10 protein-coding genes and 1 pseudogene are annotated in these 13,669 nt (G+C 61.3%); 7 read left to right on the top strand and 4 right to left on the bottom strand.

What is annotated here, in order from left to right; all coding sequences use genetic code 11:
* The first annotated feature begins 114 nt into the window (after positions 1–114).
* The 6 genes from ACYAS9_RS10485 (at position 115) to ACYAS9_RS10460 (ending at position 6,743) form a co-directional block, all read left to right on the top strand.
* Complete coding sequence (locus ACYAS9_RS10485) at positions 115–978, top strand: amidohydrolase family protein (protein WP_463568225.1); 864 nt, start codon at positions 115–117, stop codon at positions 976–978.
* 59 nt (positions 979–1,037) lie between these two features.
* The gene (locus ACYAS9_RS10480) at positions 1,038–2,351 is read left to right on the top strand and encodes a dicarboxylate/amino acid:cation symporter (protein ID WP_463568224.1); all 1,314 of its coding nucleotides are present in this window, start codon (positions 1,038–1,040) and stop codon (positions 2,349–2,351) included.
* Positions 2,352–2,443: 92 nt separating this feature from the next.
* Positions 2,444–3,673, top strand: a complete 1,230-nt coding sequence (locus ACYAS9_RS10475) for an OprD family porin (RefSeq protein ID WP_463568223.1) — start codon at positions 2,444–2,446, stop codon at positions 3,671–3,673.
* A 170-nt stretch (positions 3,674–3,843) separates the two neighbouring features.
* Positions 3,844–4,575: a GntR family transcriptional regulator gene (locus ACYAS9_RS10470; protein ID WP_463568222.1), complete on the top strand. Its 732-nt coding sequence runs from the start codon at positions 3,844–3,846 to the stop codon at positions 4,573–4,575.
* Between the two features lie 38 nt (positions 4,576–4,613).
* Positions 4,614–5,891, top strand: coding sequence for an MFS transporter (locus ACYAS9_RS10465; RefSeq protein WP_463568221.1), 1,278 nt, complete (start codon positions 4,614–4,616; stop codon positions 5,889–5,891).
* Positions 5,892–5,909: 18 nt separating this feature from the next.
* Positions 5,910–6,743 carry an amidohydrolase family protein gene (locus ACYAS9_RS10460; protein WP_463568220.1) on the top strand — a complete coding sequence of 278 codons (834 nt, stop codon included), beginning with the start codon at positions 5,910–5,912 and terminating at the stop codon, positions 6,741–6,743.
* A 243-nt stretch (positions 6,744–6,986) separates the two neighbouring features.
* Here the strand turns inward: ACYAS9_RS10460 and ACYAS9_RS10455 are convergent, their stop codons facing one another.
* Complete coding sequence (locus tag ACYAS9_RS10455) at positions 6,987–7,682, bottom strand: helix-turn-helix transcriptional regulator (RefSeq protein ID WP_463568219.1); 696 nt, start codon at positions 7,680–7,682, stop codon at positions 6,987–6,989.
* Positions 7,683–8,336: 654 nt separating this feature from the next.
* On the opposite strand from ACYAS9_RS10455, the gene ACYAS9_RS10450 reads away from it, so the two are divergent.
* A complete protein-coding gene (locus ACYAS9_RS10450; RefSeq protein ID WP_463568306.1) occupies positions 8,337–8,873 on the top strand; it encodes a S1 family peptidase in 537 nt (178 codons plus the stop codon).
* On the opposite strand, the gene ACYAS9_RS10445 is transcribed toward ACYAS9_RS10450, so the two are convergent.
* The 3 genes and pseudogenes from ACYAS9_RS10445 to ACYAS9_RS10435 form a co-directional block, all read right to left on the bottom strand.
* Entirely contained in the window at positions 8,874–10,076 is a 1,203-nt protein-coding gene (locus ACYAS9_RS10445; protein ID WP_463568218.1) for an HlyD family type I secretion periplasmic adaptor subunit, read from the bottom strand. It lies immediately after the preceding gene.
* On the bottom strand, positions 10,073–12,232 hold the full coding sequence (locus tag ACYAS9_RS10440) for a type I secretion system permease/ATPase (protein WP_463568217.1): 2,160 nt from the start codon (positions 12,230–12,232) through the stop codon (positions 10,073–10,075). Before ACYAS9_RS10440 ends, ACYAS9_RS10445 begins: the two co-directional genes overlap by 4 nt.
* Positions 12,229–13,470 (bottom strand): annotated as a pseudogene (locus ACYAS9_RS10435) (TolC family outer membrane protein); the annotation flags it as partial. The pseudogene ACYAS9_RS10435 and the gene ACYAS9_RS10440, both read right to left, overlap by 4 nt.
* Between the last annotated feature and the right edge of the window lie 199 nt (positions 13,471–13,669).

Genomic DNA, 13,669 nt, shown 5'->3' with positions numbered 1-13,669 from the left:
CACCCATGTATGCAAAACACGCATAGCAGCTAGAAACCGTGTCCGATTGTTGTGCACCAGCGATGCCGCCACCATCCCACCATCGTTTGCGCCAACAACAAAAAAGGATTCGAGATGAAAAGCTGTCTTGCCCCCGATGCCCATCCCTCCAGGCCCGTCCAGGCGCTGCCCGCCGGCGCATGGGATGCCCATTGCCATGTCTTTGGCCCGGCTGCGCAGTTTCCCTATGCCGATGACCGCAGTTACACCCCGCCCGATGCGCCGTATGACAGCCTGCGTGCCTTGCACGATCACTTGGGCTTCAGCCGTGCGGTGATCGTCCAGGCCAGCTGCCACGGCAGCGATAACCGCGCCATGCTCGATGCCATTGCGCGCAGTGAAGGGCGTTATCGCGGCGTGGCGATCGTCGATGGCAGCGAGTCTGACCGGCAACTGGCCGAACTGGATGCCGGTGGCGTACGTGGCGTGCGCTTCAACTTTGTCGCGCACCTGGGTGGCGCGCCGGACCTTGACGTATTCGACCAGACGGTTGACCGGCTGGCCGATCTGGGCTGGCACGTCGTGCTGCATCTGGATGCCCAGGACATCGTCACGTATGCCGATCGTCTGGCGCGTATGCCGGTGCCGTTCATCATTGACCACATGGGCCGCGTCAAAGCCCAGGATGGCCTGGAACAGCCGGCCTTCAAGGCCTTGCTCGAACTGATGCAGCACCCGCTGGCATGGGTCAAGGTCTGTGGCGCCGAGCGCGTGTCGATCGGCAAGCGACCCTTCGCCGACGCCATTCCCTTCGCCGAACAACTGATTCAGGCCGCACCGGGCCGTGTGTTGTGGGGCACTGACTGGCCGCACCCGAACATCAGCAAAGACATGCCCAACGACGGCGGACTGGTCGACCTGATGTTCGACTTCTGCCCCGATCCTGCCTTGCGTCAACAACTGCTGGTCGATAACCCGTTGAAGTTATACGGGCGTTGACATCAGCCTGCGTGTCCTCGCCGAGCCTTTAATAACAAGACTGCCTGTGAGTAGAAATAATGAGCACCAGCCCGCTATCGACTGACGTCAACACCTCGCCGCCCAGTGCGGTGAAAAGCAAACAGCCCTTTTACCGCGCCATGTATTTTCAGGTGCTGCTGGGCATCGTCGTCGGCATTGTCGTGGGGCATTACTGGCCCACGTTTGCCGCCGATCTCAAGCCGCTCGGTGATGCCTTCATCAAGCTGATCAAGATGATTATCGGTCCCGTGGTGTTCTGCACCGTGGTGACCGGCATTGCCGGCATGCGCGACCTGAAAAAGGTCGGTCGCGTCGGTGGCAAGGCGCTGCTGTACTTTGAAATCATTTCCACTGTTTCGTTGGTCATCGGCCTGATTGGCGGCCACCTGTTCAATCCGGGTGGCGGGTTCAATGTCGACGTCAACAGCCTGGATGCCTCGGCGGTGACCGGCTTTGCCGAAAAGGCCAAGCACATGCACATGGTCGACTTCCTGATGGCGATCATTCCCTCGACCTTCACCCAGGCGTTTGCCGAGGGCAACGTGCTGTGCATCTTGCTGGTGTCGGTTCTGTTCGGCTGCGCATTGTCGGCAATGGGCGAGAAGGGCAAGCCGGTGTACGACATCATCGAAGGCCTGTCGGGCGTGTTCTTTCGTATCGTGCACATCATCGCCAAGTTGTCGGCGGTCGGTGCGTTCGGCGCCATTGCCTTCACGGTCGGCACTTACGGCGTGGGCTCTTTGGTGCCGCTGCTGAAGTTGATCGGCAGTTTCTATCTGCTGTGTGTGTTGTTCATCGTCTTTGTGCTGGGCGGCGTGGCGCGGCTGTGCGGGTTCAGCATCATTCGCTTTATCGGCTACATCAAGGAAGAACTGCTGGTGGTGCTGGGCACCAGTTCATCGGAAGTGGTGCTGCCGCAGATCATGGAAAAGATGGAGCGCCTGGGCTGCTCCAAGCCGGTGGTGGGGCTGGTGATTCCGACCGGGTATTCGTTCAACCTCGACGGCACCAATATCTACCTGACCATGGCCGTGTTGTTCATTGCGCAAGCGTTGAATATCGACCTGACGCTGTCCCAGCAACTGACGCTGGTGGTGGTCGCCATGCTGACCTCCAAAGGCGCCAGTGGTGTCTCGGGCGCCGCCTTTGTGATGCTGACCAGCACGCTGATGGTGGTGCCGATCGTGCCGGTGGCCGGCATGGTGTTGATCCTGGGTATCCACCGCTTCATGGGCACGGGCCTGGCCATGACCAACCTGGTCGGCAATGGCGTCGCGGCGCTGGTCGTCTCGGCCTGGGAAAAAGAGCTGGATCGCAAACAGCTGGCCCTGGAACTCAACCGCAAGCCTTGATTCCACACGCTACAACCCACCTCTAAAAATAATAGCGTCCTGCCCCGTGATTACTCCGGGCAGCGACGCCCTGCGTCAGGACAATAATAAAAATGAATCGCACAGTGTATTGCGTGATCCTCGGTTGCAGTCTGCTCAGCCTCGAAACCGGCATGGCAGGCGGCTTTATCGAAGACAGTAAAATGCGCCTTGAAGCCCGCAACTTTTACTACAACGGCGACTTTCGCGACGGTGTCGGCGTGGCCAAGCGGGAAGAGTGGGCCCAAGGGTTTCTGTTGAACTACGAGTCTGGATTTACCCAGGGACCGGTTGGTTTCGGTGTAGATGTGCTGGGGTTTGCAGGCTTTCAGCTGGATTCCAGCCCCGACCGCAGCGGCAGCGGCCTGTTGCCCCGGCGCGCATCGGGTGAGGCGGCGGACGAATACGCCAAGGCCGGTGGCGGGGTCAAATTCAAAGTCTCGAAAACCACCCTGCGTTATGGCTTGTCATTGCCCAGGACGCCGGTGCTGCAATTCAATAACAGCCGGTTGCTCCCGCAAACGTTTCAGGGTTTGCAGGCCACCTCGACAGACATTCAAGGCCTGACGGTCAATCTGGCGCAGTTCGACAAGACCATCACGCCGGACTCCACCAACCTGCAAGACATCAGCCTGGCGGTCAAGGACGGCCGCTACAGGGCGACCGGCATCGGTGATTACTATCGCTATGGCGGTGGCAACTACGCGCTGACGCCGGCGCTGTCGGCCAGTTATTACTACGGCGAACTGGATGATGTGTACCGCCAGCAGTTTCTCGGCCTGACCCATAACACGCGAATAGCCAAGGGCACGCTGAGCACCGATGTACGCGCATTCGCCAGCAAGGAAATCGGCGCTGCCAAAGTGGGCGAGGTCGATAACCGCGCTTACGCAGGCGCGCTGACATACACCTTCGACACCGGCCATAGTGTGATGGCGACCTACCAGGTCATGAAAGGCGCGACGGGCTTTCCTTACATCAACAACCCGTTTTTGCCCAACTACGTTCAGTACCACGACTTCGGCAGCGCCGGTGAGCGCAGCTGGCAACTGCGCTATGGCTATGACTTTGCCGGCCTGGGCATTCCGGGGCTGACGTTTTTCACGGCTTACATCAAGGGTGACCACTTGAAAAAGGCCGGCGCCGAACAGGAGTGGGAGCGCGATATCGATGTGAGCTATGCATTCCAGAGCCAGTTGAAAGGCCTGTCGGTACGCTGGCGCAATGCGACGTACCGCAGTGATGACGGACGCGATATCGATGAGAACCGCTTGATTGTGAGTTACCTGATTAACGCGCTGTAGGCAGGAGCCTGCGGGCTGTAGCAATCCAGCCCGCAGATCGTTTCAGAGTTGGTCAGCAAAACCCCTCGATTTATCTCCCCCGGCCAATGTGCCATCTCCCTCTTGACGACATTCCCGATTAGGGAAATACTTCGCCTCACATTCATATATATGACTAGATAACTATAACAATGACAGCCCCTATCCCCGACGACCGTCTACCCCGTTACCAGCGCCTGCGCGATGAGCTGGCCTATCAGATCTCGATGAATCGCTGGCGCCCAGGCGAGGCCATTCCGACTGAAGCGGCCTTGGCCAGTGAGTACGCCATTTCGGTGGGCACCGTGCGCAAGGCCATCGATGCGTTAGTCAGCGAGGGCGTGCTGGAGCGCCAGCAAGGGCGCGGCACGTTTATTCGGCGTCCGCAGTTCCAGTCTTCGCTGTTCCGGTTCTTCCGCTTTCAAGGCCCCAATGGCGAGCGTCTGGTGCCTGAAAGCCGGATCCTGACCATTGAGTCGGTCGAGGCGCCTTCGGCCGTCAGCCAGGCGTTGGCACTGGCGCCGGGTGCCGAGGTGATCCGCTTGGTACGTCTGCGTTTGCTCGACTCGACGCCGGTGCTGGCCGAGGAAATATGGCTGCCGAAAAGCCTGTTCCTGCCGCTGCTGAGCGTCGATCTGGATCGTCAGGGGCCGTTGCTTTATCCCATCTACGAATCGCTTTGCGGCCAGGTCGTGGCCAGCGCCGAAGAAACCCTCACCGCAGAAGCCGTGAACGAGGTTTATGCACGCTTGCTGAACATCGATGTGCACAGCCCGGTGGTGGTGATCGAGCGTCTGGCCCGCGACTACGCCGGTAAACCACTGGAATGGCGGCGTTCGCGCGGTCATGCCAGCCATTTCAGATACAGCGTCGACATCCGCTGATTGCAGCGCCCTTACATCCCGATATAAGGATAAAAATAATGTTTAGTTGGTATCGCGACATCACCGCCAAAGAGCGCAAGACGTTCTGGGCCTGTTTCGGCGGCTGGTCGCTGGATGCGCTTGAAGTGCAGATGTTCGGCCTGGCGATTCCGGCGTTGATTGCCGCCTTTGCGCTGACCAAGGGCGATGCGGGCCTGATCAGTGGCGTGACCCTGGTCACCTCGGCCATCGGTGGCTGGCTGGGCGGGACGCTGTCGGACCGTTATGGCCGGGTCAGAACCCTGCAGTGGATGATTCTCTGGTTCTCGTTCTTCACCTTCTTGTCGGCCTTCGTCACCGGCTTCCACCAGATGCTGATCGTCAAGGCCCTGCAAGGCTTCGGCATCGGTGGCGAGTGGGCGGCGGGTGCGGTGCTGATGGCTGAAACCATCCAGGGCAAATACCGCGGCAAAGTGATGGGCGCCGTACAAAGTGCCTGGGCATTTGGCTGGGGCGCGGCGGTGGGCGTGTTCACGCTGGTCTACACCTTTGTGCCGGAAGATATCGCCTGGCGGGTGATGTTCCTGGTCGGTCTGGCGCCGGCGATCCTGGTGATCTATGTGCGCAAGAACGTCGAAGAACCCGACGGCTCGGCGCAAAAGCGCAAAGTGGCGTCCGAGAAAAGCTTTTTCGCCTCGATGGCCGGGATCTTCCGCCCCGAGTTGATCCGCGTGACCTTGCTGGGCGGCATTCTGGGCCTGGGCGCACACGGCGGTTATCACGCGGTCATGACCTGGTTGCCGACGTACCTGAAGACCGAGCGCAATCTGTCGGTGCTCAGTTCTGGTGGCTACCTTGCCGTTATCATCGCCGCCTTCTGGCTGGGTTGTATCGTCAGCGGCCTGTTGATCGACCGCATTGGCCGGCGCAAGAACATCATTTTTTACGCGCTGTGCTGCGTGATCACCGTGCAGTGCTATCTGTTCCTGCCGCTGAGCAACACGCAGATGCTGTTCCTCGGTTTCCCGCTGGGCTTCTTTGCCGCCGGTATTCCTGCCAGCCTCGGTTCATTCTTCAACGAGCTGTACCCTGCCGATGTGCGCGGGGCAGGGGTTGGTTTCTGCTACAACTTCGGCCGTGTGCTGTCTGCCGTGTTCCCGTTTCTGGTAGGCCACATGAGCGGCTATATGTCGCTGGGCAGCGCCATCGGCATCGACGCCGGTATCGCTTATGGCGTGGCGGTACTGGCCGCGCTGGCCTTGCCTGAAACCAAGGGCCGTAACCTGAACGATGCGGTTGAATCTGCAAGCCCCGACACGTCTGCGCAGAAAGCCTGACCATTGAAAGAGAGACTCATGCCCCCGATTCACTCCGCCCCCAAGACGCACATTGACGGCCATGCCCATGTGTTCGAGCGTCGCCTGCAACTGGCCCAGGCGCGCCGTTATGCACCGGACTACGACGCCACCCTGGCCGATTATCTGGCGCAGCTCGATGAACATGGCTTGAGTCACGGGGTGCTGGTGCAACCCAGTTTTCTGGGCACCGACAACCGCTACCTGCTCGATGCCCTGGCGCAAGCGCCCGAGCGGCTGCGCGGTGTGGTGGTGGTCGACCCTGAAACTCCGGCGCAAGCGCTGCAGCGCATGCATGCGCTGGGTGTACGCGGTGTGCGCCTGAACCTGGTCGGGCGGGAACTGATCGATCTGGGCGAGGCGCGCTGGCAAGTTTTTTTCGAGGTGCTGAACAGCCTCGGCTGGCATGTGGAATTGCACCGTCAGCTTGAGGATATTCCGCTGTTGATCAAGCCGCTGCTGGCGGCCGGCTGCAAGGTCGTGGTCGATCACTTTGGCCGTGCCGATGCGCGCCTGGGCCTGGACCAGCCGGGCTTTGCGCAACTGCTGACACTGGGCCGCGAAGGCAACGTGTGGGTCAAGGTGTCCGCGCTGTACCGCCTGGGCGGCAGTCAGGGCGAACAACAGTTTTTTGCCGAGCGGGCGATGGCCGCGCTGCGTGAGCATCTGGGCGCCAATCGCCTGTTGTGGGGCAGCGACTGGCCGCATACGCAGCATGAGCAACAGGTCAATTTCGGCCAGTCACTGGCCACTATGCGCCGTATTGCCAACGATGCCGGCGTGCTGCAATCGGTATTTAGTGACAGTGCCGCCGAGCTGTTTGGAATTGATTAATGGCGGCCGGACTTAGGCCGGTGCCATGGCAAAAAAATGCGTTGAAAGTTGATTGCCAAGTTGCAGCTCAGACCCGCTTCGAGGCAAGGAAGTTTCAAAGCAATCAAGTTTCAAAGCAATCAAGGTTAAAAACCAGGTTGGCTATAGAAATAGCACCTAGACAGGGCTCGATAGTGGGCAAGGGCGTTGTTGTCGGCCAGTCAGGACGTTACCTGACTGGCTGCACTATGACGCCGGTGCGCCTTAGTGCACCTCTGTGCGGACTTTATCGGTGGCGTACATCCAGCGCATCAAGGAGTGCCGCCCGCCGATGCCCAGTTTGATCGACGCCCGCTTGAGATAGCTTTCGACCGTGTTGACCTTGAGGTGCAATTGCTCGGCCAGTTGCGGAGCGGTCTGGCCGGCAAGCAGGCCGACACAGACTTCAAGCTCGCGGTTGGACAGTTCAAGCCCCGACTGGCGCAGGCGTTCGACGAAACACAGGCGCAGGTCTTGTGGCTCGCAAGCTTCATCGGCGGTGTGGGGCAGGGCCGTGGCCGGTTGCAGGGCACTGATGTGCTTCTCGACCATTGGCAGCAGCAATGGCGAAATATCCTGCAGCAGGCTGCGTTCTCGGGACGAAAACCCGTGCGGCTGGCCGGCGCGGTACACCGATATCTCGTAGCGATAGCCTTCGCTGTGGCGTGACAGGTGCAGTTGCGCGGCCTCGTCGGGCAGCGGTGCGTGCGTGTCCTGTTCGCAGAAGGCCGCCTCGGAGAGGATCGCCATTTCATCCCTGGGTGAGGACCGGTTTGACGGTTCTGCCTGCAACTGGCGGATGTGCGTGGCGTCCACCGACAGCTGGGTCTGGATCAGGTCATGCAGCAGGCGCGGGAAGTGTCGGCTGCCGGTGCTGGCAATGACTTTGCCGATATGCGGGAAAAGTGTGTGTGCGTTCATCGTGTCATCCATGAGTTTTAAAAGTGAAACATCACCCTGATGGGACCGTTATCCGTACTCCTGGGTAAACGGTGATCGTTCAGAGACTGCAGTACTTCTTGAGTCGACCTTGAGCACAAGCCTGAAGTCGACTGCGATTCAACTTTCACCTCCATGGTAGCGGGTTCCGATGACAGGTTTGTCACCAACGTTGGTCTAAGCATATGCCCGTTAGTCCATTGATTTGCCTGCCTTTGTATAAATCAGTCGATGTAAGGAAATGTGTACGCGGTGGCAGCTTTGAACTAATGGACGAGTGTGGAGGGCAAATAATCAGGTGTCTTGTAGGAAGCTGCGTTTTGTCGCTCACACCCACTGTTGCCCGACCTGCCGGGGAACGGGCGGGCATGAGGCAGCAGGCGATCAAAAAATGACGTCAAAAATAGAACATCCGACGAATGACACTAATGGCATATTGCCTTGGTGATAGCGCAATGACATATTTGCGCCACCTCCAACCCATCCCCCCAAAATGTGAGCCGCATGAACCTCAAGTCACTTCTGGCAGCCTGTGCGCTGATCAGCGGGTGCAATGGAATGTCCACCGCGTACGTTACGGAACCTGTTCAAGACCAAGCATTTGTCGTCCACGCCGGAGGTCCACTCGCCTTGGTGATGATGGCCAGCGCGGTACAGTGGAACGATGAATACGCCGTAACGGTCAAGCATCTGCCCTATGTATCAGGGTCGGTTTTCCAGGGGCGAGGCGATGTTCAATTCTTCCGCCACAAGGCGGACCAGCGCGCACCGCTGTGGCGCCAGTACCGTCCGGGCGAATCGCTCACGGCGGTCGGTTATAACTCCATGTACATGAAGAGCGAAGCCCGCGGCCGCGCACTGAGTGCGATGGTGCGTCTGGACGCCAAGGACGGGGGCGTGATGTACGGCACCCACGATGGCACCACCGTGCAAGGCATGTCGGGCGGCCCGGTGTTTGCGGCTGATGGCACTGTTGTCGGCATCAATGTCGCCTACCTTGAGCAGGACGACCTGAAAAGACTCAAGCGCGCCGACCTGCCAGTGCAGGAACAGGTCAGCATCTTCCTGCCATACGCCGAGATCAGCCGCGAGTGGCAGCGTTATTCGACCCAGAAAGGCGGCGGCAGAACAGTGCCCGCACCGGTCGGTATTTCAGTCGCTACGGCGCAATGATTAACGCTCACGCAGGGCCTCCTTGGCTCTGTTCAGCGGCTTGATCAAGTAATCCAGAATCGTCTTTTCTCCGGTACGGATGTCGACAGTGGCAACCATGCCGGGAACGATGGCGAACGACTTGCCGGCCTTGTTGTACAGCACGTCGGCATCGGTACGGATGAACACCCGGTAGTAGAAAACCTCTGGCTTGAACTCGTCCTGGATCGTGTCGGGCGAGATGGTCACGACCTTGCCCTCCAGGCTGCCGTAGATGGAGTAGTCGTAAGCGGTGATTTTTACCTTGGCGACCTGATCGGGGTGGATAAAGGCGATATCCCGGGGGGCGATACGCGCCTCGATCAGCAACTGGTCATCCTGCGGCACGATGTGCATCAGCTTGCCGTTGGGCGGTATGACCCCGCCGATCGTGGTCACCTCGATGTCCTTGACGATGCCGCGCACCGGCGAGCGCAAGGTCAGGCGCGTCAGTGAGTCGGCACGGCCGCGCACCACTTCAGCCAGCGAATCGGCTTCGGCACTGGCCTTGGCCAGGTCCTGGCGGGCCTGCACCATGTAGTCCGAGCGCGCCTCGCTGGCCTTGAGTTCCAGCTCCGAGCGCTGGCGATTCAGGCGGATCACTTCGACCCGGCTGGAGGCGCCGGCCTTGGCCAGGTTTTCAGTGATGGTCAGCTCGCTGCGCACCAGTTTCAGCGACTGATCGATGCCGGCCAGGGTTTCCTTGAGGCCGCGCTGGCGGGTCTGGTACAGCTCGGTCTCGGCGCGGATCAGCTCCGGCCAGGCCTTCAGCGACTCGGCAAACACCAGTGGCTTGCCGCTGACTTCGGCCTGCAGACGGCTGACACTGGCCTGGGTGGCGCGGTATTTGGCTTCGCTTTCGCCGACGTTGGACTGGGTCTTGATCGGGTCCAGCTGCGCCAGTATATCGCCCCGCTCGACGCGCGAGCCTTCGCTGACATTGACCTCGGTAATGATCCCGCCTTCAAGCGACTGGATCACTTGTTCGCGCGAGCTGGGCACCACCTTGCCGGTGCCGCTGGACACCTCGACGACCTGAAAAAACGCTGCCCAGAGTAAAAAGCAGCCGAGCATCAGCGCGCAGACCCACACCACGCGGGTGGCGCGCAGCACCTCGGATTCGTCGGCACCGTCCAGATACGAGGCGGGCGCGTGGGGCATGTGCATCGCAACTTCGCGGCTCATGTGCGGACTCCGTTGGGTTGTCTGAGTTGCGCCAGGGCGACTTCACGCGGGGCGTCGATGACGATGTGGCCGTTGTCGACCACGATGATCCGTTCGAGCCGTTGCAACACGCTCAGGCGGTGGGTCGCCATCACCAGCGTGCGGCCTTCGCACCACAGCAGCAGGTCATCGAGCAGGCGTTTTTCAGTGACATCGTCCAGCGATGCGGTCGGCTCATCGAGCAGCAGCACTTGCGGCTGGCGCAGCAGCAAGCGCGACAGCAGCAGGCTCTGGCGCTGGCCACCGGACAAGCCCAGGCCGCCTTCCAGAATCAGGTGATCCAGGCCTTTGGGCAGATGACGGATGAACTCCAGGGCACCGGTAATCGACAGCGCCGCCAACAGTTCCTGATCACTGGCGCGCCCGGCGCCGAGCACCAGGTTGTCGCGCAGGGTGCCGTGGAACAGCCGCGCGTGCTGTTGCAGCAGCCCGACATCGCGGCGCAGGTCGGCAGGGTCAATGTGGTTCATGGCAATGCCGTCGATGCTCAATTCGCCGGTGGCCAGGTCCATCGCGCCGCCCAGCGCCTGCAGCAGGGTGGATTTGCCCGCGCCGTTGCGCCCCAGCACCGCGATGCGCTCGCCGGGACGAATGCGCAGCTCGCTGATGTGCAGCGCGACCGGCGCCATCGGGTCATAGCGCAGGGTCGAGTCCTTGATGTAAAAGTCGCCGCGAATCACCGGCATGTGCACCCGCTTGCTGTTTTCCGGGTGATCGACCGGCAACTGCATCAGGTGGTTCAGGCCCTTGAGTGCGACTTTGGCTTGTTGCCAGCGGGTCAGCACATGGTTGAGCTGGGCCATCGGCGCCATCATCCGCGAGGCCAGCATCGAGGCGGCAACCAGGCTGCCGGTGGTCAGGTCGCCGGCAATCACCATCGGTGCGCCGAACACGATCACAAAGGCAAACACCGCGCCTTGCACGCTTTGCGTCCAGGTCACCAGGCCGTTGGTCAGGCTGCGCAATTGCAGGCCGGTGTCGGCGGTGGTGGCGTTGAAGCGGTTCCATTGTTCCTGAAAACGCTGCTCGGCCTGCAAGGCCTTGATGTCGTCCATGCCCTGAATGCTTTCGACCAGCATCGCATTGCGCAGCGCCGACTCGCGCATGTTGGCATTGGCCAGCCGCGCCAGCTTGCGCTGGTACAACAGGCCCGGCAGCAGCATGAACACCAGCGCCACCAGCGGAATGGCCACCAGCGGTCCGGCGATCAGCCAGAACACCAACAGGAACAGAAAGAAGAACGGCAGGTCGGCCAGCGCCGTGGCGGTGCTGGAGGTGATCATGTCGCGCACTTGTTCCAGTTCACGCAGCTGGGCAATGAACGAGCCGGTCGAGCGCGGCCGCACCGAGTTGCGCAGGCGCAGCGCGTGGCCATACACGAGGTCCGAGACACGCAGGTCGGCGCGCTTGCCCAGCAGGTCGGTGATGCGCAGGCGCATGATGCGCAAGGTGAAGTCGAACAATACCGCCAGCAGCACGCCTGCAAACAGCACGTACAGGGTCGGCAGCGATTCGGCCGGAATCACCCGGTCATAGACCTGCATCGAAAACAGCACGCCCGCCATCGCCAGCAGGTTGGCGACCAGAGAAGCGATCATCACGTGGCCGTAAGGCTTGAGGTCACGGATCACGATGCGCCGGAACCAGTGCTCATCGAACGGTTGCACATAATCGTCGGTGCGCACATCCGACAGCGGCCGGGCCGGGCGCATGATCACCGTGCGCCGCAGCCGTTCGCCCAGTTCCTGCAAGGGCATGCGTTGTTGCAGGCCCTGATCGCCGGACAAGGCGATGCCGACTTCGCCGTCGCTCAGGCTTTGCACCACGCCGATCTGGCCGTCTTGCAACTCGACCACCAGCGGCGTGCGCCAGCGGCCGATGTCATGGGACTTGCGGCCGCCAAACTTGATGGTCAGCCCGGCCTGGCGGGCCATCTGGCGCACCACGTCCTCGACATCGCGGTCGGGACGCTGGGCGGCGATGCGCACGGTCTCGATAGAGACATCCATGCGGTAATGACGCGCCACCAGCAAGACCGCTTCCATCCATTGTTGATAATCGGGCGGTTGTTCGCCCTGGCCGGCATCGGGGGTGGTGATGATCACGGCGTCGTTCATGGCAGTATCCTCACGCCCTGTACCGTGCGCGCTTCAAGGTCGAAGGCACGACGCAGGCCGCCGCTGTTGTACAGGCAGTCGATCTGCAGGCGGCGCATGTCCGCCTGGGTGCCGGCCAGCTCGAAACGTGACTGGTGAATTTCCTGCTCGGCGTTGAGCAAATCCAGCAAGGGCCGAGTGCCCAGGTCCAGGTACTGGCGGCCATACAGCTCGCGCGCCTCGCTGATGCTGCCCTGGCGCCGTTGCAAGGCACTCTGGCGCAGCGCCAGGCTGGCGGTTTGCGCGCGCGCTTCGGCCAGGCTTTGGGTCGCTTGCAGGGTGGCCACGTCTTGCGCCGCATCGGCGGCACTCAGGGCGTGGCCGGCCGCGCGGCTGCGGGCACTGATCGCGCCGCCCTGGTAAATCGGCACCTCGAAGTTCAGGTAAATACCGGCCTGAGTGCGTTTTATCGCCGGGTTGTTGTCGTTGTAGCCGCTGTCCAGGTAGTGGTTGACCGTCGGTTCCAGCGACAGGGTCGGGTAGGCCTCGGAGCGGGCGCTGGCCAGTTCGGCCTGAGCCTGGGTGCGCTGGGCCTGGGCGATCAACACGGCGGGCAGAATATCGCTTGAACGTTGCGGCTGCGCACAGGCGGTAATGGAGTCTTGCGGGAAGTCCTCGGTCACCTCGACCGTGGTGGTGCGGCCCATCAGGCTGCTCAGCGCCGCCTGCCAGCGGGCATATTGCGCCTTGTAGTCCTGCAAGGTGGCCATCGCGCCCTCGGCCCGCGACTGGGCCTGCACCAGGTCAGAACGGGTGCTGGCACCCATGTCGCTGCGCTGGCGGGCCAGCTCGACAATGTCGCCGACGCCTTCGATCTGCTTGCGGGCGATTTCGCCCAGGTTGCGGTAACGCTGCACCTCGACCCAGGCATAGGCGGTGTCGCGGGCGATCTGGTCGATGCTCAGTAGAATCTGCGCCTGGCTGCGAGCCACCCGGGCCTGGGCGACCTGCACCGCGTTGTCGACCTTGCCAAAGTCATACAGCATCTGCTTGAGCGAAATGTTCAGCGCCTGGGTGCTGGAGTCGCCGCCGTAACCGGTGTTCAGGCCGCCGCGTACGCCGCCGCTGATCTGCGGGTAGTAGCCGGCTTCGGCGACATTGATGCCTTCGCCTTGTTGATACAGGGTGGACACCGCCTGGGCAATGTCAGGGTGCCAGGCCACGGCCTGACGAATCGCTTCGTCGAGCGACAGACGCTGGCCGGTCGGGGCGCTGTCGGGACGTTGCGGAGCTGCGTTGAGTGCCGGTAACGGGGTCGCCACTTTGGGCGCAGGTCGCGGGGCTGCTTGAGGTGCCATCCGAGGCGCCATTTGAGGTGGCGGTTGCGGCGCTGCTTGCGGCGCTGGTTGAGGTTCTGATTGAGGCTTTGATTGCGGCGTTGGTTGAGGCTCTGGTGGA

It is taken from the genome of Pseudomonas sp. HP_08, from assembly GCF_055284095.1.
This window is presented reverse-complemented; position numbering and strand designations above follow the sequence as displayed.

What these genes read in the sequence shown, in the direction of transcription:
- ACYAS9_RS10485 (WP_463568225.1), top strand. Translation starts at nt 115, where the DNA reads ATGAAAAGCTGTCTTGCCCCCGATGCCCATCCCTCCAGGCCCGTCCAG.
- ACYAS9_RS10480 (WP_463568224.1), top strand. Translation starts at nt 1,038, where the DNA reads ATGAGCACCAGCCCGCTATCGACTGACGTCAACACCTCGCCGCCCAGT.
- ACYAS9_RS10475 (WP_463568223.1), top strand. Translation starts at nt 2,444, where the DNA reads ATGAATCGCACAGTGTATTGCGTGATCCTCGGTTGCAGTCTGCTCAGC.
- ACYAS9_RS10470 (WP_463568222.1), top strand. Translation starts at nt 3,844, where the DNA reads ATGACAGCCCCTATCCCCGACGACCGTCTACCCCGTTACCAGCGCCTG.
- ACYAS9_RS10465 (WP_463568221.1), top strand. Translation starts at nt 4,614, where the DNA reads ATGTTTAGTTGGTATCGCGACATCACCGCCAAAGAGCGCAAGACGTTC.
- ACYAS9_RS10460 (WP_463568220.1), top strand. Translation starts at nt 5,910, where the DNA reads ATGCCCCCGATTCACTCCGCCCCCAAGACGCACATTGACGGCCATGCC.
- ACYAS9_RS10455 (WP_463568219.1), bottom strand. Translation starts at nt 7,682, where the DNA reads ATGAACGCACACACACTTTTCCCGCATATCGGCAAAGTCATTGCCAGC.
- ACYAS9_RS10450 (WP_463568306.1), top strand. Translation starts at nt 8,337, where the DNA reads ATGATGGCCAGCGCGGTACAGTGGAACGATGAATACGCCGTAACGGTC.
- ACYAS9_RS10445 (WP_463568218.1), bottom strand. Translation starts at nt 10,076, where the DNA reads ATGAGCCGCGAAGTTGCGATGCACATGCCCCACGCGCCCGCCTCGTAT.
- ACYAS9_RS10440 (WP_463568217.1), bottom strand. Translation starts at nt 12,232, where the DNA reads ATGAACGACGCCGTGATCATCACCACCCCCGATGCCGGCCAGGGCGAA.